This window comes from Adlercreutzia sp. (genome assembly GCF_056795635.1).
The window spans coordinates 202,686-228,423 of sequence record NZ_JBQIIT010000001.1 but is presented as its reverse complement, the minus strand read 5'-3'; the positions used below and the strand labels follow the sequence as shown (position 1 = coordinate 228,423).

The 25,738-nt window shown below is 69.1% G+C and carries 1 protein-coding gene (running past one end of the window); it reads right to left on the bottom strand.

What is annotated here, in order from left to right:
• Window positions 1-151: 151 nt before the first annotated feature.
• Window positions 152-25,738 carry the final stretch of an SdrD B-like domain-containing protein gene (locus ACTOXK_RS00690; RefSeq protein WP_482279817.1) on the bottom strand. It continues 48,192 nt past the right edge of the window, so only the last 25,587 of its 73,779 coding nucleotides appear in the window; its start codon lies off the right edge, out of view; its stop codon occupies window positions 152-154.

Genomic DNA, 25,738 nt, shown 5'->3' with positions numbered 1-25,738 from the left:
AACAGCGCATTATATACCCTTCTTGTCCCCGATGTCAAGATGCGCCCCCCGCCAGTGGCGAGGGGCGCTTGTCATCCCTTCTGACCGGGGCCCTCCGGAGAGGGCCCCTCCTTCCATCAGAGCCCTTAGGGACGTCTCTCTCGGTCTCTTCTTACTCCTCCCCTTCCTCTTCCTCGTCTTCCTCCTTGCGGCGGCTGATGAGGACGAGCAGCAGAGCCGCGGCGCCCAGCAGGGTGAGGCCGAACAGCCAGGGCATGAGCTCGTCGCCGGTCTGGGGCAGCTTCAGGTAGAACAGGTTCGTGCCCCACGGGGTGGTGACCACGACGGTGTTCCAGTCGTCATCGCTGCCGGTCATGCCAAGGTCCACGGAGCGATCCGTCTCGGGCGTCCAGTCGTAGGGCGCCAGCAGGTTGAACTTGTGGCCGTAGGCGTTGGGGGTGGTGCGCACCTCGGTGAAGGAGCCGAGCACCGCCATGGCCGGGGTGATGCCCACCTTGCCCGTGCCGAGCACCGAGCCGGCGGCCTCGCCCCAGTCGGAGTCGTTGTTATCGTCGCTGCCCACCTCGATGGGCACGAACTCCTTGCCGTCGGGCATGGTGGCACGCACCCGGTAGATATAGGGCGTGTTGGCGCCGTCGACCATGGGCAGCCCCTCGAAGCGGTAGGCGCCCTCGGCGTTGGTCTCCTGAGAGGCCACCTCAGTCCAGCCGTCGCCGCCCTCCACGGTCTGGCCCTTGATGGCAGCCAGGGCCGTGGGCTTGTAGGAGGCGCCGTTGAAGCCGACCGCCGCCGTATCTCCCAGGGTCTTGCGCTCCAGGTACACCGTCAGGCCGGGCACCGGCTCGGCGGTCTCGTCCTGCAGACCGTCGGCCTCCGGATCGTCGAAGGCGATGCCGGCGATGGTGGCCAGGGCGTAGGGCACCAGGCCCGTGTCGTTGAAGTCGGAATCGACGCCCATGGAGATGACCCAGGTGGTGCCGTTCGGGCCGGCCAGGTAGGCTGCGCCGTTGCCGACCAGATCGGAGCGATCCGACGGGGAGGCCAGCACGATGAGACCGCCGTGGGGATCGGCCGGATCGAGGAGCTTGGTGTCCTCGTTCAGGTCGGAGTCGGTCTCGTGGGAGCCCTTGTTCATATGGGTCACGCCGAAGCCGGCCGGCAGATCGTCCACGGTCACCTCGAAGCCGTAGAGCACGTAGGTTTCCTTGCCGTCCACCATGCGCTTGCCGGCCACGTCCAGGTCATCGAAGATCCAGCGGCCATCGGCGTCCGAGGTCACCGTCTGGCTGAAGGTCTCGTCCAGCTGCCAGCCGTCGGCGGAGTACCAGTAGCGCTTCAGGCTCACGGGCACGCCCGCGATCCGCCCGGTCTCACCGGCATCCTGGATGCCGTCGTAGTTGTCGTCGCGCCACACCACGCCGGCGATATGGGCCTGGGCGATGCGGAACAGGCCGTAGCCGTGGTGCAGCGAGCTGAACCAGTTGATGTCGGACCACATGTTGTCGCCCTCGAGCTCCATGCGGCGGGCCTGGTAGGCCTCGTACAGGTCGTGGTCGCCCGTGCCGTCGTAGACCGGCGTGTTGGCCGTGCCGTCGGCGGCGGTGGCGTCGGTGGTCTCCCGACCGTCGGGGCCCAGGTACACCGGCTTGCCGCCGAGCATCTTCTGCTTGCCGAAGATGGCCTCGTGGTAGTCGGGGTGCGCCTCATGCAGCTCGTCCAGGTCGGCCAGCAGGGCCTTCTCGATCCAGGCCAGCACCTCGCTCTTCAGGCTGTCGGTCACGGTAATGCGGGCCACCGGCCTATCGCCCTGGTAGAGCGTGGTGAGGAAGGCGGCCTCAGTGGCTGCGCGCACCGTGCAGTCGGCATGGGTGCAGCCGGCCTCGGTGCAGAAGCCGTCGCCGTCCTTCTCATGCAGGCACGCAGAGCAGGTGTCGCACAGGCCGTCGCCGTCGGTGTCGGCCACGGCGCGGTCGTCGTGGTTCGCCAGGCAGTCGCCGCACAGATCGCAGCGGTTGTCCAGATCGCCGTCCACGTGCTCGCACTCGGTGCCGGCCGGAGCCGGGCAGCAGTCGCTGGCATGGTCGCAGCCCGGCTCGGTGCACAGGCCGCCATCCTTGACGTGGACGCACTCCTTGCAGGCATCGCAGAAGCCGTCGCCGTTGCCGTCCTCGTGATCGCAGTTCTCCGGATCGCGGTTGACCTGAGAATCGAAGGTGGCGTAGGCGCCCTGGGTCTTGGAGGATTCGGACTCCGTCGCATCGGCCAGGGTGGTCAGCACGATGAGGCCCTCGCTGGCGGCGTCGGCCGGGTCGATGGGCAGGGTGTAGTCGCCCTTGTGGCCGGCGGCGTCGGGGATGTTCGGGCGCAGGGAGCCGAACTTCTCGTCGAAGTCGGAGTTGATGGTGTCGTCCAGCTCGTCATCGACATGCTGCAGGGTGGGCGCGTAGGCCTCGGGCTCGGGATAGCTCACCACTTCGGCCCTGTAGGCGAACAGCACCTTGAACTCGGCGGTGTTCTCACCGGAGCGGTGGGTGCCGGTGCCGTAGGCCATGAACTCCCAGCGGCCGTTCTCGTCGGTGGTGGCGAAGCCGGAGCCGGGCACGTACTTGAAGTACTGGTCGTTGCCGTCCTTATCCTCGCTCACCCACTGCTCGCGCACCTCGTCGGCCGGGGCCACGGCCAGGGCCTCCTCCTCGGTCAGCGGCAGATAGGTGTGCTCGCCCAGGCCGTCCTTGGACAGATCGTGGACGCCCGTGAGCTCGGCCAGGTCGGCCTGGGAGAAGCTGTAGTCGCGGCGCCAGACGCCCTTCTCCCCTTCCGGCGTGGCCTCGCCGATCTTATCGATGCAGGCGTCGAAGGCCTCGCGGATGACCCGCTTGTTGTCGGGCCCCTCGGTGTAGCTGTTGAGGGAGGTGCCCTGGGTGGCCTCGAACACGTTGAGCTTGTTCAGGGCCGCGCGGTACACCGTCTCGCGGTCGGCGGCCGTGGCGTTATCCAGGTCGGCGCCGATGGCACCGAGCCAGTCGATCATGGCCTGGGCCGCGGCCGCGGGATCGGCCACCGCGTCGTCCTCGTCCTCCACGTAGGCCGGGGCCATGGCCTCGATGGCCTTGTACTCGTCCTTCGTGAGGCCGGAGTTCTTGTAGCTGCCGTCGCCAGCGGCGTTCTCCCAGTAGCCCATGCCGGCATCGTCGTACCAGTAGCGCACCAGACGGATCACGGCGCCCTCGATGCCCGCCTCGCCCTCGGTCATGAGGCCGTCGGAGTTCTCGTCGTTCCACACGTCGCCGTCGATGAGCACCGGCAGGCGCTTGGTCAGGCCGGCGTCGAAGGCGCGCTTGTAGTACATGCGGTTCGCGAGGTCGTAGTCGTTCTCCATGTAGGTGATGGCATAGGCGCTGGCCAGCAGGCTGCCGTTCATATCGGCATCCTCGTCCACCTGCTCGGCCACCACGGCGTACACCTCGTTGGCCTTGTCGGCATCGTTCACGTTGTCGGTGAGCGACGACTCGAAGGAGGTGAGGTCGGAGTTGTTGCCCGTGCCGGCACCGTCCACGTGGAAGCGGCTGGCCACGTACTCGCCGGAGTCGTCCACCACCTTGATGGCGTAGCCGGTCAGGTACGGGGTGGCCATGGTGAAGTTCGGGTCGGCATCGGCCAGGACCTGCATGCGGTCGTCGTAGGCAGCCTTCAGCTCGGCATCGGCCTGGATGAGCTTCATCTGCTCGCCGGACAGGGACTTGATGTCCTCGGCCGACAGAGACGCGATCATCTTTACCGACACCGGGCGGGCGTGCAGCACCTTCAGGTCGGAGGTGGACAGCGCCGTGCCGTTGGCGTTGGGCACACCGTAGGGCTGGTAGACCTTGGTCATGTCGGCGGGCTTGGAGGCGGTGACCACGTCGCCGTCCACGAGCACGTAACCGGGCAGGTTGTTGAACTCGTAGATGCCCTCCGCGTTGGTGAGGGTCCACAGCTGGTGGGCCTCGATGACCACGCCGCCGCAGTCGTCGCACTTGCCGTCGCCCTTGCCGTCGGCGCCATCGGCATCGCGGTGGGCCGCCGCAGCGTCCACCACGGCCCCGCAGCCGGCGCAGGTGGCCGTATGGGTGTTATCCAGGTTGTCCTTGTAGGCGAGGCCCTTGCCCACATGGTCGCAGGCCGGGGTCGTGGCCAGGGAGGCCTTGCAGATATCGCAGACCTGGTCGGCGTCATCGTCCACGTGGGGCGCATCGTCGGCGAGCACCGTGTTGCAGCTGCCGCACGTCACATCATGGGTGCCGTCGCCGTTGTCGGTGGCCACCGCGCCGTTGTGCAGGCACGCACCGCAGGCGTCGCAGCAATCGTCGCCGTCGCCGTCGGAGCACGCAACGTTGGCCTCGGTATAGGTGCAGGCCGGATTATCGCAGGTCACCGTATGGGTGCCGTCGTTGTTGGCGGTCACGGTGCGGTTGTCGTGGGTGCAGCTCGGGTCGCCGGGGTCGGTCACCTGGGTGTTGCCGTCACCCTCGCCGTCGGCCAGGGCCGCCGCACTCACGGGCACCGCCGCGGGCACCACGCGCCGGGCCGTGGGCTCGCCGCCCTCGCCCTCGCCGGCCTCTCCGCCGGCCTCGGGATCGGTAGGCTCGCCCGGGTTCTCCGGGTCGGTAGGCTCGCCGCCCTCGCCCTCGCCCTCGTCGGGCTCGTCGGCGCCGTCCTGGTACTGGTAACCGCCGGCCAGGTTGGTGTTCTCCACCCACACGCCGGAGTCGCGCAGCACGCGGACATGGGCCTTGCGCAGGGCATCGTAGTCGTAGGTGCGGCCGGAGCGCACCAGGTACACCTTGCCGTCGGCACCCACGACGATGTTGCCGCCCTTGCCGTCCACCAGGCGCAGGTCGCCGTCCTCGTTCTCGTAGAAGACGTTGCCGTCCTCGTCCTCCAGCAGCTGGTGGCCGCGGTCGTACTCGGGCACGAAGTAGTACTGGGTGAGGATGACGCGCAAGTTCTCCACGCCCTCCTCGGTCTTGTCGCTGTCCTCGGTGTCGAAGCGGTCGTCGGAGGTGTCGGAGTCGTTCACGCCATCGTAGTCCTCGTCGTACCAGGCCTGGCCCACCAAGCTGGAGCGGTCCGGCGGCACGAAGCCGGCGTTCATGGAGGCCTGGTTCTGGCCCGCGGCGAAGTCGTAGCCGTTCTCGCCCGCGACCGTTTCCTTAACGGGGTTGCCGTCGGCGTCGTAGACCGGCTTGCCGTTCTCGTCGGTCTTCACGCGCTCCTCGGACCAGGGGAAGACGGCCTTCTGGGCCGCCAGGCTGGCATCGTCGGAGGCGCCGGCCAGCACGATGCGCCAGTCGGCGGCGTTCTTGGCGATCTCGCCCTCCACCGTGGTGCAGGTGCCCGCAGGCAGGGTGCAGACGCCGTCGCTGTGGGCCTCGTCGGCGGTCTGGATGTTCGGCTCGTCGAGGAACACCGGGTAGTTGTTGTTCTCGTAGTGCTTCCACACCTCGGCCAGGCCGTCGGGGTTGCCGGCGTCCTTGTCCTCGGCGGTCACCATGGGCTGCACCCGGGAGTTCACGACATCGTGGGCCGTGGTCTGGGCCTCGAAAGTGGTCACGAGCAGCGAGCCCATGCCGTCGTCGGCCTTCACGCCGTTCACCTCCACGGTGTAGGACGCGAGGGTGTACTCGTACTTCTTCGCCGCGGCGTTCCACTGGCGGTAGGCCGTGGGCAGCTTGTCGAAGAGGTAGTAGCCAGTCACGGCCTTGCCGCCGAGCTTGCCCTCGGAGACGAGGGTCGGATGGGAGCCGGTCAGCACGGCCACCTTGCCGCCGCCCAGGTTCTTCGAGCCCGGGATGGTCTGAGTGAGGTTGGCGGTCTCGCCGGGCTTCAGGGTGTTCTTGCCCGGGGTGGTCACGTCGGCGGCCTTCACGTTGGTGTCGTTGCCGAAGTCGGCGTTCTGCACCCAGGTGCCGTCGGCGGCCAGCAGCCACTGCTTCAGGATGACCTGCTTGCTGTTGTAGCCGTACTCGATGAAGTCCTCAGTGACCTCCTTGCCGTCCTTGGTGAGCGTCTTGCGCACCTCGGTGTTGTAGTTGTACAGGCCGTCGTAGTCGGCATCCTCCCAGACGAAGCCGTCGATGGCGTAGGTGGGCGGGATGATGATGCCGCCGTCGTTGTGGTCGCGGCTGGCGCCCATCATGAGGTCGTAGGCCACCAGGTCGCCCTTGCGCATCGGCTCGGCCACCACGGGGTTGCCCTCGCCGTCGGTCACCACGTCGCCGTTCTCGTCGCGCTCGTAGTTGGGCGTCTGGTCGGCGTTGTGGGAGGCCGGGGCGTACACGATGTTGGAGCCGTGGGAGGTCAGGCCGTCGGGGGTCTGGCCGTCGGCGTTCACGGTCTCCAGCAGCACGATCATCTCGCTGCCATCGGTGTCCACCAGGTAGTTGTCCTCGGACAGGTCGGAGTCGTGACGGTAGTCCACGGGCGCCTCGGCGGTGCCGCGCACCTGGTACTTGGCCTTGAAGTCGGCCGCATCCGCCACGGAATCCTCGGTGACACGCACCTGGTAGCCGTAGACGACCCACTGGGTGGTGCCGCCCACGGTGCGCAGGCCCGCGGTCTCCAGGTTCTCGAAGCTGTACGTGCCGTTGCGGTACAGGTCGTTGCCCACCAGCTCCTCGTTGAAATCGAGGGTGAGCGCGGTCTTGTCCGTATCCTCCTCCACGAGCACCTTGCCGGTCACGGCCTTGGCCTCGCTGGTGCCGTCGGGCGCCCAGGCCGTGGTGTCGAGCACCCAGTCGGTACCGTTGAACCAGTAGCGCTCCAGGGCCACGGCGTAGCCGTTGATCGGAGCCTCGTCGGTGCGGGCGCCGGTCTCCTCGTCCACGAAGGTGTCCTGGATGCCGTTGTTGTTGGCGTCGTTCCACAGGATGCCGCGGATGGACTGGCGCGTGGGATGGGTGGCGCCCACGTAACCGCCGGCCAGCGGGATGCTGTAGCGATCCCACACCTCGTGCTCGAGACCGCCCTCATCGGTCCAGCTGTCCACGAGCACGCGCTCGGTGTCCACGGTCAGCCAGTCGTAGGCCGCCGTGCCGGCCGTGCCGGCCAGCAGCTGGGACAGGGGCACCCGCGCGTAGTCGGCCGGGTCGGCCAGCTTGGTCTTGCCCTCGCCGTCGCTCACGCCTTCGCTGGCCAGCACGATGCGGCCGCCGTTCTCGTTGCCACCGAGGTTGCCCTGGGCGGTGCGGGTGCCGGCGACCACGGTGCCGTCCTCGGCCACAACCTCGGTCCGGTCGGTCACCACGCGGCCCGCGCCGCCGGTCAGGGGCGCCACGCCGGTGCGGTCGAGGTTCTCAGCATCGGAGTCCACCGTGACGTCCTCGCCCACATGGTAGCGGGTGAGCAGCCAGTTCTCGCCGTCGGCCATATCGGAGCCGCCGGCGCCGAGGCCGTCGAACTCCACCTGGTAGCCGGCGAGCGCGTAGGTGTCGCCTGCCAGGGCCACGGTGCGGTCGGCGGCGATCTTCAGGGCAGAGGCCTCGGCACCGACGCCCGCGATGGCGCTCGGCAGCTTGTCGAAGCCGTAGGTGCCCGCGTCCAGATCGGTATTCACCGTCTTGCCGTCGCGGTCGTAGCCCACCGGGCCGGTGGTCACGGTGCGGACGCCGCTGTTGTTGGGGGTCAGAGTCTGCTGCCAGGAGGTGGTGCCGGTGTCGGCATCGGTCACCGACTCCCACTTCACCTCGGCACCGAAGCCCTTTACCTGGGTCCAGGTCTGGGCATTGCGGTCGTAGGCCCACTGGGTCAGGGCCACGGTGCGCCCGGGCAGGCCGGCCTCGTAGACCGTCTTGCCGTTCTCGGCCCAATGGTCGCGAATGCCGTTGTAGGAGCGCTCGCGCTCGGCACGGTCGAGCAGCAGATCGCCGGACCAGGTGTCCTGATAGGAGTCGTCCCACATAATGCCGTTGATGGAGGCGGTCGGCACGGCGATGAGACCGCCGTCGCCGCCGTCGGCAGACTGCACGTTCATATCGGTGTCGTAGGTGGCACCGGCGTAGAACTTCTGGGTCTGGGTATTGATGGACGTGGAGTTCTTCTCGCGAGCGATGATGACCATGCCGTCGGCGCGGGTGGGCTTGGTGCCGTCGTCGGCCACGTCGATATGGCGGTTCATGAGGGCGAACTCGGCCCCGCTGATGCCCGTGCCGTCGTCGTTGCGGAACAGGTCGGACTCCAGACCGTAATCATCGGCATCGTCGGCCACGTGGGCCCGGGTCAGGGTGTAGCCGCTCGGTACCGATTCCACCTCCACCGTGTAACCGCAGAGGTACTCGGTGTCGGAGGTGTCGCCGGGGATGGCGAAGCGCGTGGGCACTTCCTCGCTCTTGTAGTAGCCCAGGGGCAGATCCTGGATGATGACGCCGTCCTTATCGTAGACCGGCTTGCCGTTGGAGGTGGTGCAGGTGGTCACCGGCACCAGCTCGGTCGCACCCGTGGTCTCGTTGATGCGGAAGGTGCGCTTCCAGGTGCCGTCCGGGTTGGCGGCCGTCTTGTCGTGGTCGTCCAGGTACCACTGGGTGATGCGGATGCGCACCCCGGCGATACCCTTCTCGCCCTCGTCCTGCAGGCCGTTGTAGTTGGCATCATCCCAGATGAGACCCTCGATGGGAGCCGCAGGCGGCATGATGTAGCCGCCGTTCATATGCGGCTCGTTCTTGCCGAAGGTCAGATCGAAGGACACGTCGGTGGCCGCGGCGTCATCCTCACGGTTCTTGCCCGTGGCCCCCTGAAGGTACTGGGTGCCGCTCGTGCGCGGGCCCTGGCCGTCGGCGGTGGTGGAGCCGGCGAGCACTACGATGGCGTCGAGGGCGTGGATCTTACCGTCGGACTTGTAGGCGTCCTTGCGCACGAGCGGGAAGGTGTCCAGGCCGAAGCGGTACTCGCGGGGCAGGCCCTTGTTCACGTTGGACTGGCCCTTGGAGTTCCACACATCGTGGTCGGCATCGTCCACCGAGGTGTCGAAGGTGGTCTCCATCTCGTACTTGCCCGGCGTGAAGGACAGGTTGCCGCGGATGGCCACGGTGTAGCCGGCCAGGTACTCCTTGCCGTTCACGAACACGCGCACGGGCAGGTCGTCGAACTCGTAGTAGCCGTTGTAGGGCTTGCCGGAATCGGCCGCTGCCTTCGTGGTAGTGGTGTCGTAGTAGAACTCCTCCTTATCGCGGTCGGTATCGTAGGCCTTCACCGGGAACCAGTGGCGGTCGCCGGGGCGGGTGTCGTCGGTGTTCACATGATCCGGATCGTAGTACCACTGACGCAGGTACATGGTGGTCGGGTAGCGGCCCTCCTCGATCTCCTTCAGATCGATAGTGCCCAGCCCGGTCGGGTCGTCGGGATCGCGCAGACCCGTGAGCGGGGCGTTGTGGGAGTACCAGCCGTCCTTGTAGGCGTTGTCGCGCCACACGTAACCGCCGATGGAGCGGTAGGCCGGGGCCACCTCGCCCACATCGCCGGCCTCCTCGGTGGCCACGGGGCGGGTCCACTGGTAGGTAGCCGCGCCCGCAGTGTCCATGGCGCTGCCCGCCGGGATGGCGGCGAAGGCGGCCGGGATGCCCTGGGTGGTGTCGGCCTGGACGGTGCCCAGGATGACCTGGCCGTCGTTGGCGCGCAGGGTCTTGTCGGCGTAGCGCTCGATGACCGGGAAGCTGTGGTAGTAGGCCCGGGCCGGCTCGGCGGCGGCCAGGCCGATCTCGTCGGCATTGGCGGCCGGGCCGGTGGTGCCGTCGTCGGTGGCGTTGGAGTCCACCGTGAGGTCGGTGCCCTCGTTCACCGCGGTGATGTGCCACGGGTCGGCCAGTGTGCCGTCGGACTTCAGGTAGTTCTTCGCGGCGGCCAGCTCCACGCGGTAGGCGGCCAGGAAGTACTCGTCGGTGCCGGTGGCGTCGTTGTAGACCACCACGGCCGTGGGCAGGTTGTCGAAGACGTACTCGCCGTCGGCCACGGGCACCTGCGTGCCGTCGGCGGCGGTCTTGGTCGCAGCGCCCTGGGCGTAGGTGCGCACGGCCACCACGGCGTCCTTGCCGCGGCCGTCGGCGCGATTCTCGCCGCCGGTCACCACGGGCACGCGCTCGAAGTGGCCCGGATCGGTGAGGTCGGCCGGATCCTTCACGAACTTCAGCTCGGTGGTCACCCAGTCGGAGCCGAAGCCGATGTTCTGCACCCAGGCGCCCTGGGCCCCGACGCGGTCGGCCTCGTCGGTGGAGGTGGTGCCGTCGGCGGCCACCCACTCCACGATGCCGGCGGCCTCGCCGGTGGCGATCTGATCGAAGATGGGGCTCGTCGCGGGCACGTAGTACCACTGGGTGGCCAGCACCACTTCGCCGGCCAGGCCCTTCTCATCGGCATCGCGGACGCCATTGGGAGCCGTGTTGTCGTCGGCCTCGGTGTCGTTCCACACGATACCGGTGATCTGGGAGGTGGGCACGCGGAACAGGCCGGTGTTCACCGACGTGCGGGCGGCCACCTGATGGGCCGTATCGTAGTCCACCCCGCCCATGGAGGCGCGGTAGGGCGTGTTCGCGGGCACGGAGCCGTCGGCGAGGGTGGAGGCGTCGGCCGTCAGGATGAAGCCGGTGTCCTTGGCAAAGCCGCCGTCGGGCTGCTCGCCGGCCGCCGCGAACTGCGGGTAGGCCGTCACGATGGGCGTGTCGTAGCCGTCCACCTCGGCCGAGCGTCGTACGTCGCGCTTGGCGTCGGAGTCGGTGTCGGAGGAGCCCACGCCGCTGTGGTACACGGTGAGCACGTGGCCGGCCGGCACCTCGGGCACCGTCACGCGGTAGGAGGCCAGGGCCAGCACGTCGTCGGTGGCGGCCGGGTCACCGGCGGCCAAGGGGTTGCCCTCGGCGTCGAACTGCACGTAGGGCAGCAGCCCCTCGGTGGAGCCGGCCGCGCCGTCCTCGTCGTGGAAGCGGTAGGCGCCGTTGGCGTCGGTGTCCATGGCATAGAAGCCGGTGCGGCCCGTGACCGTACCCGTGGCCTCGTCGACGACCTCCTCGCCGAAGGCGGGGTTCTTGATCCAGGCGCCCACTACGGCGTCGGCGTCGTCGCGCACCAGCTCGATGCCGTGGATGTCGTTCACGTCCACGTCCTCGTAGGTCTTGGCGGCCCGCAGCACCTGGCCCTTGTTGTTGGTCACGGCGGCGGCCTGGAAGCGTGGCACCACCTTGCCGTCCACGGTGACGTTCACGAGCGAGCCGTCCAGGTAGAACCACTGGGCCAGGCGCACCTCGGTGTCGGCCAGGGCGGCATCGCCGTCGGAGCCGATCTCCTGCACGCCGTCGAAGTCGGCGTCGTACCACAGGGTGCCGGCCACCTCGGAGGTGCCGAAGTAACCGTAGCCGCCGGAGAGCTTCTCCTCGCTGCGGCCCGTGGCCATGTCGAAGGACACCTTCACGCCGTCGCGCACCTGGTCGATCTTGTAGTTGTCGTCCTGGGTGTAGGTGGTGGTGTTGCCGGCCAGCACGATCATGCCGTCCAGGGTGGAGTTCGAGGTGTTCGACGCCGTGGTGACGTCGATGCCCGCGTCGGCGAACATCTCCGGTGCCTGGCCGGTGAGGTGCTGCCAGCCGAGCGGGTAGTTGTCGTTGCCGTAGGTGTCGATGGAGGCGGTGCCGTCGGTGTAGGTCACCGTGCCGCCCGCGTTCTCCAGCAGCTGGGTGCCGATGACCTGGGCCGTGGACTCGTGCTCATCGTCGGCCAGGGCGTCGCCCCGCTCCTCGATGCGGGTCACGGGCACATTCAGGGTCTCGTTGGTGGCCACACCGTCGCCGCCGGCCACCTCCACGGTGTAGCCGGCCAGGTACTCGGTGCCGTTCACGGCCACGTACACGGGCAGGTTGTCGAAGGAGTAGAAGCCGTCGTAGTGGCCCTCGTCGGTACCGGGGGCGTCAGCGGCCTCGGTGAGGGTGGAGCACTCCACCGTACCGGCGGCCGCTGCGGCCGCGGCGCGGAGGCCGGCGGCCACGAAGGCGGCCAGGGCGCCATCGGCCCCGTCGCCGTCGGTCGGGGGCGCCGGGGCGTCGATGTTGGTGAAGTCGGTCACCTGGACCCACTGGCCGCCCGTGCCGTTGCCGTCGCCGTCGGTGGCGGCGCCGGGCACGAAGTACCACTGCTTCAGGATGACCTTCTTGCCCACCAGGCCGCGCTCGGTGTACTCGGTGCCGCCCACAGTGAAGCGGTCGGCGGTGCCGGCCATGTCGTAGATGCCGTTGTAGTTGGCATCGTGGAACAGGTAGCCGGAGATATGGTGCTTCGGCACATCCATGACGCCGGCGTCGTTGGAGGCGCGGTCGGCGCCCTTGGCGCGGTCGTAGCGCAGGGTGGCGCCGTCGCCAGCTGCGGCGGGCATACGCCCGTAGCGGTCGGCGGTGTTCTGGTTCGGGTTGCCGGAGGCGGTGGCCACGGCCACGTTGGCCCCCTGGGAGGCCACCGTCACGGCCGCAGCACCGCCGTTGGTGGCGTTGCCCTCGATGTCGGCCAGGGTGCCGTGGACGTAGTCGACGGTCTCCTCGGTGTTCAGGAGCACCGTGTACTCATCGGCGCCCATGACGTAGCCGTCGGAGTAGATGAGGTCGGAGTCCACCGTGTAGTCGCTGCCCTCATGGATGTTGGCGGCCAGCAGGCGGCGGGCCCGGAAGTCCTCGTCGGTGACGCGCACCTTGTAGCCGTAGATGACGACCTCGTCCACGCCGTCGCCGTTCACGTCGCGCAGGTCCGAGCTCTTCAAGTTCTTGAACTCGTAGGTGCCGTCGGCGCCGGCCACGGTGGCAGTGTCAACGTTGGCGTAGGGAGCGGCGGTGTAGCTGTAGGTGCCGTCGGCCTCCTTCGTCCAGCCCAGGGCCACGGCCGGCTTCATGGGCGAGGTCTTCGCCTGCACGGTGTCGTTGTAGTCGGCCGGGTAGGCGGCGGCCCACTGGTCGTCCCAGACAAAGCCGTTGTCGGCGCCCACCACGGTGTAGTAGCGCTCCAGGGACACCTGGATGCCGTTCACGCCGGGCTCGGGGCTCGTGACGCCGTTCTCGTCGGTGTAGTCGCCCTGGAGGCCGTCGTTGTTCATGTCCTTCCACACGATGCCGCGGATGGTCTGGTACGGGGGCAGCACCTCGCCCACGTCGCCGCCATGGTGCAGGGCGGTGCCGTCGGGCAGCTCCAGCATCCAGTCGTACTGGACCTGGTTGTCCCACATGTTGTTGCCCTGGTCCACGTCCTCGGTGGTGTTGTCGTTGCCCTTCTCGCCGTCGCCCACCAGCGTGGCCAGGATGATCTGGCCGTGGTTCTGGCGCTCCTTGGGCTCGCCGGAGGCGGTGTCCATCTCGTCGTTCTGCTGAGACACGATGAAGCCGCCGGCCACGCCGATGTTGCCGGCCACGCCGTCGCGGACCTCCTCCACCGGCCAGGCGTTCAAGTTGGCAACGTCGGAGTCCAGCTTGGCCGAGGCCAGGTCGCGCGTATCCAGTTCCTGGGTGGCGCGATGGCGCGTGAGCAGCCAGGTGTCGTCGGCGGTGCCGGTCACGGTGTCGCGGGCGGTCGTCACGTTCATGGACGGGATCTCCACGCGGTAGGCCGCCAGGTAGAACTCGTCATAGGTGGCGTTCTGCACCACGGCCACGGTGGGCAGCTTGTCGAACAGGTACACGCCCCGCTCGATGGCATCGCCGGCCGCGGTGGTCTTGGTGCCGTCGTGGGTGTTCACGGCCACGATGCCGTCGCCGCGGTACCAGGAGTCGGTCATATAAGGTTTATGGACGGTGTTGCCGTTCTCGTCCTGCTCGGTGAGGGCCGTGTAGCGCTCCTCGCCGAACTGGGTGTTGCGGATCCACACGCCCTGGGCGATGGAGGCCACGGGGTTGCCGTCGGCACCCTCGATGCCGTCGGTGTAGCCGAAGGAGGCGCGCACGAGGTCCTCGTGGTTGGCCACGAACTGCGCCCACTTGTCCCGGGGCACGTACATCCACTGGGACAGGCGCACTTCCTCGCCCTCGATGCCGGGCTCGGCGTCGGTGTCCACCACGGTGGTCTCCTTGCCGTCCACGGTCACGGTCTTGGTGGCCTGCAGGCCGTCGTAGTTGCGGTCGTCCCACACGCGGCCGGAGATGTTGGCCTTCAGCAGCTCCACGAGGCCCGCGTCGCCGCCGGCGAGCGGCTCGTCCACGCAGCGGGGCACGTCGTAGCGCTTGCCGTTGTAGAACACCTCGGCACCGATGAAGGCGGCACCGGAAGCGGCATCCGCGTTGTTGGTCATCTGGTACTGGCCGGCGGCCGGCGTGTTGACGGCCGCGTCATCGGTGATCTCGGCGGCCACGATGACGTAGCCGTCGGTACGGGCCGGGCCCACGTTGCCGGTGCCGTCGTCCACGGTGACAGCCAGGTTCTGACCGGCGTTGGTCTCGCCGGGCACCTGCTCGAACAGCTCCACGACGTTGCCGTCCTGGCGCAGGGCGTCGGAATCGTTGGTAATGTTCAGGCCGGCGGCCAGGTTGGCGGCCGTGGCGGCCGCATCGGAGTTCTGAGCCTGGCTCGGGAAGGTGAGCGCGTAGTCGGGCTCAGTCTCGTCCAGGGACACCCGGTAGGCCGTCATGTAGATATGGTCGCGGGTGACCTGGGCGGCGGCCAGGGCCACCGGGTCGGCGTCGGTGTCCACCACATCCAGGGTCACGCCCTCGCCCACGGCGGGCTCGGTCGGCTCCTCGGGCTCGCCGCCCTCGGTGCCCTCGCCTTCGCCCTCGCCGTCGGCGCCTTCGCCCTCCAGCTGGTCGCCCTCGGCCGCGGCCAGGGCCACCTCGCCCACGGGCAGGTTCACGTGCTTGCGGCCCGGGAAGTAGGGCTGGATGTCGGAGAGGGCCGCAGTGGCCTCATCACCCTCGCCCTGGGTGAGCATGTCCACGTAGACGTAGCTCGTCAGCTCCTCGAACAGGTAGTCGCCCGCGCTCTGGGCGGGGTCGGCAGCGTAGGGGTTGAAGCCCGATACCGTGCCCTCGAACCAACCGTTGGCGTCCACGGCCACGCGCGGATCCAGGGTGGCGGGCTGCTGGGTCACGGTGCCGTCGTCGCCCTTCACGTCCACCAGCGGCAGGTCGGCCACGTTGGTGCGGTAGCTGAAGGTCTTGGACTTGAACCAGATGCCGTCGTCGGAAGCGGTGTCGTCGGATTCGAAGCCCGCGGCAGTCAGGGCAGCGACGGTGTCGGTGCCGTCGGCCAGCGTATCGCCGTTGGGAACGAAGAACCACTGGGCCAGCTGGAGGGTCTCCCCTGCCACCGGCTTGTCGCCCGTCGGCTTATCGTTCACGTCCTTCTCGCTGTAGAAGCCGTCCACGTTCTTGTCCTGGAACACGGTGCCGGCGATCTTGCCGGTCTCGTAGGCGCCGAAGCCGCCGTCGAGGTTGCGCTCGTCGCGGCCGAGGTTCCAGTCGAAGGCCACCGTGGCGCCGGGGTTGACGGCGTCGTCGGAGGTGGTGGTTGTCACCGTGGAGGCGGCCGGGCTGTTGGCCTCGGCCACGCCGGCCAGGATGATCTTGCCGTCCATGGTGTGCTTGGTGAAGGCGTTGCCCGCCCCGTCGTCACCGTAGGTGGACTGCTCGGTGGCCTCGTTCCAGGCCAGGCGGTAGTTGCCGTTGGGCTTGCCGGCGGCGTTCTCAGTGGCGGAGACCGTCATGTTGGCGGCCTGGGAGTTCACCACGTCATCGTCGCGGGTGCCATCGGTCGGGCGCTGCTGCTTCAAGGTGGCCGGCAGACCGGTCACGGCCTGGGCCTTCTGGCCGGGCTCCACCGAGGCGCCGTTGATGTTGCCGAGCACCTCCACGGTGTAGCCAGCCAGGTACTCGGTACCCAGCTCATGGCCCTCATGGGCGCGCACGTAGCGGGTGGGCAGCTTCTCGAAGAGGTAGGAGCCCACGGCCGCGGCATCCACGGTCTCGGTGGTGGTGCCGTCGCCGTTGTTCACCACGGTCTTGCCGTCGGAGGTGAGCAGCCAGATACCGCCCTCGGCACCGTCGTAAGTGGAGCCGGGGATAGTGGTGAGCGTGACACCGGCGGCGTTCACCGTGGTGCCGAACTCGGCCTGGGTGTAGTTGTCGTTGCCGAAGTCGGTGTTCTGGATCCACTGCCAGGTGGTGGTGGCGTCGTCGCCCTCGCCCACGGTCACGGGAGCCCAGTACCACTGCTTCAGGATGACGCGCTTGCCGGCCAGGCCCGGCTCGCCGTCGTTGCGGATGCCGTCGTAGTCGGTCGCAGCGGCCGTGGTGAAGGTGTCATCAGCGTCGCGCCACAGCACGCCGCCGATCTTCTGGAACAGCGGCACGCGCAGGCCGCCGTCGTTGTGAACGCGGGTGATGCCCCACGCCATGTCGTAGCGGCGGGTGGCGCTCGTCACGTCGGACACCTCGTTGGCCGGCTTGCCGGCCTCGGCCACGGCCTCGTCCTCGCCGTTGTTCGGGTTCTTGGAGTTCGGCGCGAAGCGGCGGTTGGAAGCCGGCGAGTTGTCGTCGGCCACCTGGAGCAGCACGTCGTACTCGTCGGCGCCCATGAGGTAGCCGGTGTTGAACACCAGGTCGGAATCGTGGTCGTAGTCGTCGCCGTTGAAGCCGGACACCTGCATCTTGGCCGTGCCGAAGAAGCGATCCCACCAGCGAGCGTCGGTGACGCGCACCTTGTAGGCGTAGATGACCTGCACGTCTTCGGTGACAGCGGCGCCGTCCACCTCGTGGGTGAGGCGCGCCCACTCCTGGGTCTTCAGGCCGCCGAAGCGGTAGACGCCATCGTCGCCGGTGGCCAGGGTGCGGGCGATGCCGTCGCCGTGGGCGTCGGCGGCACCCAGGCCGGCCGTCGGATCGGCATCGTAGGCCTTCCACTGGTCGGCAGAGGCCCAGGCGGACTTCGCCAGGGCGTCGGCGCCGGCGGGCAGGGCGTCGTCGCGCACCCAGTCGGTGGCGGCCACGGTGCCGTCGGCGGTCACGATGGCGTAGTAGCGCTCGAGGGTCACCTCGATGCCGGCGGCCAGGGTGTCCTTGCCGGTGCCGGGCTCGTCGTCCAGGTCGTCGGCGGTCAGCAGACCGTCGTTGTCGTCGTCGTACCAGATGCGCCCCTCGATATCGTCGATGGGGGCCTGCACCTCGCCCACGTCGCCGCCGGCCACGCGGGTCACGCCGTTCTCGTCCACGGTCACCTTGCCGTCGGCCGTGGCCGGGGCCGTGCGGCTCCAGTCGTAGGCCACCAGGCGGTCGGTGTCCATGGCCTGGCCGGCGGGCACAGTGACCACGGACTTGGAACCCGAGGTGGCACCGCCGGTGATGAGGCTGCCGCCGTCGCGCGTGCCGGCCAGAATGACCTGGCCGTCGTTAGCGCGCGCCTGCACGCCAGCCTCATCGTAGCTGCCGATGACCTTGATACCGGCGATGCCGGTGTTGGTGATGTCGTCGGCATCGGAGTCGGCCTGGCGGTCGTCGCCCTGGAAGTGGCGGGTGAGCAGCCACTGGTTGTCAGTGCCGTCCTCGTTCTCGGTGTGCTCCACATCGGCGAGCTCCACGCGATAGGCGGCCAGGTAGTACTGGTCGTCGTCGGTCACGTAGGCCGTCGGCAGGTTGGCGAAGTGGTACAGGCCGAGCTGCTCGGCATCCTTCACGACCTCGCCGTTCTCGCCGGTGACTTCACGCACGTCGCCGGTGGTGGTGGCCAGCACGCCCGGAACCAGGTCGGCCTCGGTCACCACGGTGCCGTCGCCGTTGGTGCCCAGCTCATACAGGGTACCCTTGGCATCCACGCTGTGGCCGTTCACACGGTACACGTACTTGAGCGGCGTCATGGCGTTGCCGTCCAGGAGGATGGGGGTGAGCACCTCCACGTCCCCCGTGGCGGGGTTCACCTCGCCCGCCTTCACGAGGGCGGTGTTCCCGGCCTGGTAGGCGCCGTCGATATTGGAGGTGTAGCGGTCGCGGCCGAAGGCCGTGTTCTGGAACCAATGGCTGCCGCCGTCCTCATCATTGGTGCGGGCCGGGTCGTAGTACCACTGGGTCACCAGCACGGTCTCGCCGGCGATGCCCACCTCGTCGGGATCCTGGATGCCGTTGTAGGTGTTGGGCGAGGCGGAGAGGTCGGTCGGATCGATGTCGTTCCACACCCGGCCCGTGATGGAGGCCCGGGGCACGGCGTACAGGCCGGCGTCGCCGCCGCGCTGGGTGCCCATGGGATCGGGCACGTCGTAGGCAACCGAGCCCGTGGCGCCGCTGCCGTAGTTCTGCTCGTACTGGTGGCCGTCGCCGCGGTTGGCGTGATCGCTCACGAGCACGTAGCCGTCGGTGCGCCAGGCGGCCAGCACGCCGTCGAAGAACTCCTCGCGCAGCTCGATCTCGTCATCGGGGTTGCGGATGGCGTCGGAATCCACGTCCTCGCGGCCGTCGGTACCGGTGCCGGTGCCGTCGGTGGCGCCGGGATGATCGGCCGGCTTGGAGGTGGTGGTCAGGTTGCCGCTACCGTCCACGGTATCGGTCTCGATGTTCACGCCCACATGGGTCTTGGTGAGCGAGAAGGACGGGGCGATCTCGGAGAGCACGAGGCGGTAGCTCACCAGGTAGAGCTTGTCGGTGTCCACCTTCTCGTTGTTCTCGTCGGGACGGCCCGCGGCCTGCTTCTCGCCAGGCTGGTAGATGCCGGCGTTGGCGCCGTCCTGGGTGTAGACGAAGCTCGGCAGACCGGAGAAGGCGTAGTCGCCGGCAGCGTCGGTGACGGTGGTCATGGCACCGCCGCCGTTGAATCCGTCCACGCGCACCCAGGCGCCCACCACGGCACCGGCGTTCGTGCCGTCGCCGCGCACGGGGCGCACCGTGGCGCCCGCGGGCATCACTTCGCCGGCCGCGGCCACGAAGTGGGCGGCGTCGCCCTCCCCTTCCATGGTGCCGGCCACGTAGTACCACTGGGTCAGGGTCAGGCTCATGTCGGCCAGGCCGTGCTCGCCGTCTGTGGTCTCGAGCAGGCCGTCGAAGTCGTCGTCCTGCCACACGGTGCCCTCCACGGTGGTGGTGCCGAACAGGCCGAAGCCGGCGTTCAGGCTCACCTCGTCGCGGCCCACGGAGAAGTCGAAGTCCACGGGCACGTCCGTGTCGTCGGCGGCGCCGTCGTTCTTCCACAGGCCCGTGGTGGTCACGCGGTACTGGCCCGCGGTGGCGTTGTCGTTCACGGCGGGGGTAAGGCTACCCTCGGCCGGGGCGGCCAGGATGATGCGGCCGTCCAGGGTGGCCTTGGTGAAGGGCGCGGTGGCGGCATCCGCCGCGGGAGCCTCGGCCTGGCAGGTGTACTCGTTCCAGCGCACCGGGTAGTTGCCGGCGGCGCAGACGTCGGGCACCAGAGCGCCCGCGGCGGCCGTCTCGGCGGAGACCACCTGGGAGTTCACCCGGTCGGCGTCCCCATCGATGGTCCAGCTCTCCTGGCCGTTGGCATTCACCTGCAGGCGCGTGGCCGGCAGGCCGTTCATGGACTGGGCAGCGCTGTCGTCGTTGCCGAGCACCTCCACGGTGTAGCCGGCCAGGTACTCGCGGGCCGGCTCCATCACGCCGTCCAACGCGGTGCGCACCGCGGTGTAGCGGGCCGGCAGGTGGTCGAACTGGTAGTCGCCGGCGGTGTCGGTGGTCACCCACACGCCCTCGCGGCCGGCGTCGTAGGTGGCGCCGGGGATGGTGAACAGGGCGGAAGCGGCCGCGGCCGTGGTGGCCGTGGCGCCGAACTCGGCGCGGGTGTAGTAGTCGTTGCCGAAGTTCTCGTTATGCTGCCAGGTGCCCTTGGCATCCCCCTCGCCGGGCACGTAGTACCACTGCTTGAGGATGACCTTCTTGCCCTCGAAGCCGGGCTCGCGCACCAGGATGGTCTCCGGATTGCCGTCGGTGCCGAGCACCGGGTTGCCGTCGCCGTCGAGCACCGGTTCGGTGCGGTTCAGGGTGCCGTCGTAGTCGGTGTCGTTGAACACCACGCCGGCGATCTTGTTGGCCACGGGCGTGCGCAGGCCGCCGTCGGAGGAGGCGCGGTCGGCGCCCAGGCCCAGATCGTAGGTGAAGCGCGCGCCGTCGTCGGTGGACACGGCGTAGCCGGAGCCGTCCACCACGCCGGCCAGGGCCCCGCCGTTGCGGTCGGTGACCGCCTCGGGCAGGGTGAGCGTAGCGGTGGCGTCGCCAGCGGCCACGGCCTTCTCGTAGAGGGCGGCGGCGTTGCGGTCGGCGCTGTTCTGGTTGGCGTTGCCGGAGGCGGGCACGATGGCGTGGTTCGCCCGCGGCGACTCGGCGGTCACCACGTTCAGGAGTACGTCGTACTCGCCCGGGGCGTTCAGGTAGCCGTCGCCGTAGATAAGGTCGGAGTCCACGGTGTAGTCGTCGCCCATGCGGTACTTCGCGGCGCCGATGGTGCGCTCCCAGAAGTCGGTGTCGATGAGGCGCACCCGGTAGCCGTAGATGGTCACCGAGGCGGGAATGACCGTGACCTGCACGCTCTCCTCGCCGGTATCGGGATCGGTGAAGGGAGTCTCCACCTTCCGGGCCGGGTTGTAGCGGTGGCTCGGAAGGTCGGAGAACTCGTAGCGGCCGTCAGCGTCGGTGGTGGTGCCGCGGGTGCCGAGGCCTGTGGTCGGGTCGGCGTCGTAGGCATCCCATGCGGCCTGGTCGGCCCAGGTGAGGTCGCGCTCCCACGCGGCACCGTCGGCCACGGCGAAGGAGCCGTCGGCCTGCTGCACGGCGGTGATGGCGTAGCGCTCCAGGGCCAGGGCGCGGTCGGCCTCGCCGGGCTCGCCGGCGGTGCTGCCGTCGGCGGCCGGGCCGTCGTAGATGCCGTCGTTGTCGGTGTCGTTCCAGATGAGACCGCTAATGGTCTGGCGCGGGGCCTGGGTCTCGCCCACATCGCCGGCCTCCACGGGAACCACGGTCTCGGTGGTCACGTTCGTGTCGGGATCGGTCACCGTGGCGGTCTCGGGATCCATGATCCAGTCGTACACCTCGGCGCCCGTGCCCATGCCGGCCCCGGCGGGCAGCGCCACGAAGGCGTTGGCGTTAGCGTGGGTGTACTCGCCCGCCTCGTTGGTGGTCGTATCCTGGGCGGCCCAGGCCAGGATGGTCTGGCCCTTGAAGCCGCGGGTGGTGCGGGCCGTGGCCGTGCCGTCCACGGCGGTGCCCTCGGAGGCCAGGCCGCAGGTGGCGGCGTCCAGACGCCCGGCGATGACCATGCCCCCGGCGATGCCGGTGCGCTCGGTCACGGACAGGTCGGCGGCCACGTCGGAGTCGTCGGTCACGGAAGCCGTGCCGTTCACCGAGGACAGCTCGGCGCCGTCGCCGTTGTGATGGTAGCGGGTGAGCACCCACTGGTTGTCGGTGCCGTCGGCGGCGTTGCCGGCCGGCTCGCGGTACAGATCGGCCAGCTCGGTGCGATAGGCGGCCAGGTAGTACTGGTCGTCGTCGCTCACGAACACCGTGGGCAGGTTCTCGGCCAGCCACTGGCCGTCCTCGTTGGTGGTGGCCGCCAGGGCGCCCTCCACCCCGTTCACCCTCGCCAGAGGCGTCTGGGCGGCGGCGTTGCCGTCGTAGATGATGGGCTCCACGGGCTCGCCGTCGGCGCGGGCGCCGTACTTGTTGGAGGTGTAGGTGTCGGCGCCGAAGAGGCTGTTGCGCACCCAGGCGCCCACGCAGTCGGTGCCGGGGGCGAAGTCGGCGGCGTCGGCGGCGGCCACGGAGGTGACGGTGCCGTCGGCGGCCACGAAGTCGGCCTCGGTGTCGGCGATGGCGGCGAAGGCGGTGGAACCGGCCGGCGCCCAGTACCACTGGGTGAGGTAGACGGTCTGGTCGGCCAGGCCGCGCTCGCCGGCGTCCTGCACGCCGTTGTAGCCGGTGGACACGTCGTAGGTGCCGTCGGCGTTGTAGATGCCCGTGTCGTCCCACACGCGGCCCGTGAGGCTCGTGCGCGGGATCTTCACGAGGCCCGCGTGTCCCCCGCGCTGGGCGAACAGCGGGCGCGGCACGTCGTAGCGCACGCCGTTGTAGATCTGCTCGTACTGGTAGCTGGCCTCGTCGCGCTCGGTGCCGGCGTCGTTGTAGGGGTTGCCGTCGGCGCCGCGGGCGGCCACGATGACGTAGCCGTCGGTGCGCCAGAAGCTGGCGTTGTTCTTGTTCTCGTCGGCCTCGTCGCGGTCGTCCTGGTTGTAGTTGTCCTCGGTGTTCTTGTCGTACTCGTCGAAGGTGCCCTCGCCATTCCAGGAGTTGTCGAAGTACTCGTCGACGATCTGGATGACGCGGTCGCCCTCGGGATCGGGGCGCAGGGCGTCGGAGTCGGAGCCCTCCAGGCCGGGCACGGTGATGGCGGCCATGTCGCCCAGGGTCTTGTCGCCCACGTTCACGCCCACGTGCGGCGTGGTCAGGCTGAAGTCGGGGGCCACCTCGGCCAGGGTGATGCGGTAGGAGGCCAGGTACAGCTTGTCCAGGGCCACCTCGTTGGCCTCCAGGGCACCGGTCAGGTCGGTGTCGTTGGGCTGGAGCACGTACAGGTCGTTGGCGGCCGGCGTGCCCGGGGTGTTCTCGTCGCCCTCGGTGGCCGCGGTGAAGCTGCCGCCCAGGTACACGAAGCTCGGGAGCTGCTCGAAGGCGTAGGCGCCGGCCGCGGCGTCGGTCACGGAATCGGGACGGGAGAAGCTCGTGCGCACATCGGCCACGTCGATGGTGGAGGCACCGGCCTCGTTCATCTCGGCGTCGTAGGCGGCCTGCTTCTCGGCGGCGGTCTTCACGTGCACCCACGCGGCCTTCACGGTCTCGTTCGGGGTCTTGTCGGGGTTGCGGGTGATGACGTTGTCGATGCGGTCCACGGTGAAGTTCTCGGGATCGGCGGCCAGGGCCTCGATGAGGGCCGCATCGTCCACGTAGAACCACTGGGTGATGGACAGCTTCTGGCCGGGCACCGGCTCCTCGCCGACGTTCAGGATGCCGTCGAAGTTGTGGTCGCGCCACACCTTGCCGGTGATGGCGGTGTAGCCGTACTCGCCGAAGCCGGCGTGCATGCGGGTCTCGTCGCGGCCGCAGGACCAGTCGTAGATGACGGTCTGGTCGGCCGGCTGGCCGGCCTCGTCGCGGGCGGCCACGGCGGCCCCGGCGGCAGAGCCGGCGGCCTCAGCCTCGCGGGTCTCGTTCACGTAGTACTGGGGCTGAGTGCCGCGGGACGTGGCGGCGGCCGCATCGGCGCGGGCGCCGGAGGCGGCGTCGCGGGTGGGCTCGCCATCGCCGGCGGTCGGCTGGGCCTCGGCCTGGGTGGCCAGGACGATCTTGCCGTCCAGGCTGGCCTTCACCGTGGCCCCGGCGCCGTCGGTGACCTGCACCGTGAGCTCGTTCATGCGCACGGGGTAGTTGCCGTCGGTGTAGTCGGCGAAGTTCTGATCGCTGGAGCCCTTGGCCGCCAGCGCGCTCACGGCCTTGGAGTTCATGGTGTCGTCCACGCCGGGAACGGTCCGCTGGAGCAGCGTGGCGGGCAGGCCCGGGATGGCCTCGGCGTTGGCGGTATCCACCGGGCCGCCGAGCACCTCCACGGTGTAGCCGGCCAGGTACTCGCCGGCGGGCACGGCCAGGTTGCTCGGGTCCACGACCACGGGCTGGTCGTCCTCGTCCTCCGGCTCGCTCATGATGTCGCCGTGGCGGGCGGCCACGAAGCGGGTGGGCAGGCGGTCGAACAGGTAGTCGCCGGCCACGGTGAGGGTGCTGCCGTCGTCGGCGGCGCTATCGCCGTCGGTGAGCACGGTCACGCCCACGCCCTCCAGGTAGGTGGCGTTCGGGATGATGGTGGTGAGCCCCTCGGCGTAGGCCTCGTCGGTCGTGGTATCCACCACGGACACGTCCTCGGTGGAGCCGTCGGGACGGGTGATCGTCTCGGTGCGGTAGGTCACGGAACCCTCGGCCACGGTGTAGCCGTCGTTGCCGAAGTTCCCGTTCAGAACCCACTCGTTGGCAGTCACGGCCTCGGCGGTCACGCCGTCGGCCAGGGTGGTCTGATCCTCGTCCACAAAGGCATCGGCCGCGTCGATGACCTCGCCGGCGGCGTTCTTGTACACCGTGCGGGTCACGGGGGCCCAGTACCACTGCTTCAGGATGACGCGCTTGCCGGCCAGGCCCAAATCACCGGTCGGGGCGGTATCGTCGCCGTCGGCATCCTCGCCCTCGCCATCGGCCTCGGCGGCCACAAGGGGCGCCTCGGAAGAGGCCAGCGTGTTCATCTGGCGGGTGCGGGCCAGGGTGCCGTCGTAGCCGGCATCGTGGAACACCCGGCCGCCGATCTTCTGCTGCACGGGCACGCGCAGGCCGGCGTCGTTGCCGGCGCGGTCGGCGCCGCGGGCCAGGTCGAAGGCGAGCACGGGGCGGAACTTGCCCGCGCCGTCACCGTCGGCGGCCTCGGCGGCCGTCGCGGCACCGCCGGCCACGGCCGCGGCGGCGTTGGTGGTGTACACCCACTCCACCGGGTCGCCGTCGTAACGGTCGTTCTCGCCGTAGCGGTCATGGCTGTTCTGGTTCGGGTTGTCGGGGTTCAGGGCGCGGCGCAGGTTCACCGACGGCGAATCGCCGGCCTTCACGTCCAGCAGCACGGTGTACTCAGACGAATCGCCCTCGGCGGCGGTGCCGCTCATGAGGTAGCCGTCGGCGTGGACCAGGTCGGAGTCGACCTTCCAGTCCTCGGCATCGGCAGCGTAGGAGGAACCCTGGAGGTACTTGGCCGTGCCCCAGTAGCGGTTCCACCAGTCGGCCTCGGTCAGGCGCACCCGGTAGCCGAACACCACGAGCTTGGGCTCGGCGCCCTCGGTGCCGTCAGCCACGGCCACGCCGTCCTTGAACGGCAGCCAGCCCTGGGTCTTCAAGTTGGTGAACTCGTAGGAGCCGTCGGCCAGGGTGATGGCGTTGTGGGTGCCGTCCACCTCGGACTTCACGGGCACGGGGATGCCGTACTCGTTCAGCACCAGGGTCACCGGCGCGTACTCGGCGGGCTTGGTCTCGTCGCCGTTCTCGTCCACCTCGGCATCGGCCACGCAGGCGAAAGCGTGCACCTCGGTCACCTTATCGGTGAACAGGGCGGCCAGCTCGGCCTCGTCGTAGGCCTCGTAGGTGCCGGCGGTCTCCTTGTAGTAGGTCTCCACCTCCATCTTCGGGCAGATGACGCCGTTGGCGTACTGCATGAGCAGCACCTTCTCGTAGACGCCCTTCACGCCCACGGCCGGGGCCACCACCTGGCGGTACACCTCGGCGGTGGTCATGGGGGCCGGGAAGAGGGCCGCCAGATCGGCCTCGCTGTAGGCGGCGTAGCTCACGGTGCCGTCGGTGGGATCGGTCACCTCACGGTACCAGGTCTCGTCCTCCCCAACCTCCGGAGCCTCCCAGGCGCCGTAGTGGTTGTCGCCGGCCAGGCCCTGGGTGCGGTCGGCCTCGTAGACGGCCTGGGCCTCGGCGGTGGACCAGGTGGGATCGGCGTGCCAGCCGTTACCGGCCACCACGGCCTCGTCGGTGCCGAGGTCCTCGGCCAGGGTGTAGAAGCGCTCCAGGGTCAGCTGGGCGCCCTTCACCGGGGCGTCGGCGGCCTCATCGCCCTCGCCGGCGTTCACGGTGCCGTTGATGCCGTCGTTGTCGGCGTCGTTGAACACCACGCCGGTGATCTTCTGCGTGGGCGGCTTGATCTCGCCGGCGTCGCCGCCGCGCACCATCTTCTTGGGCAG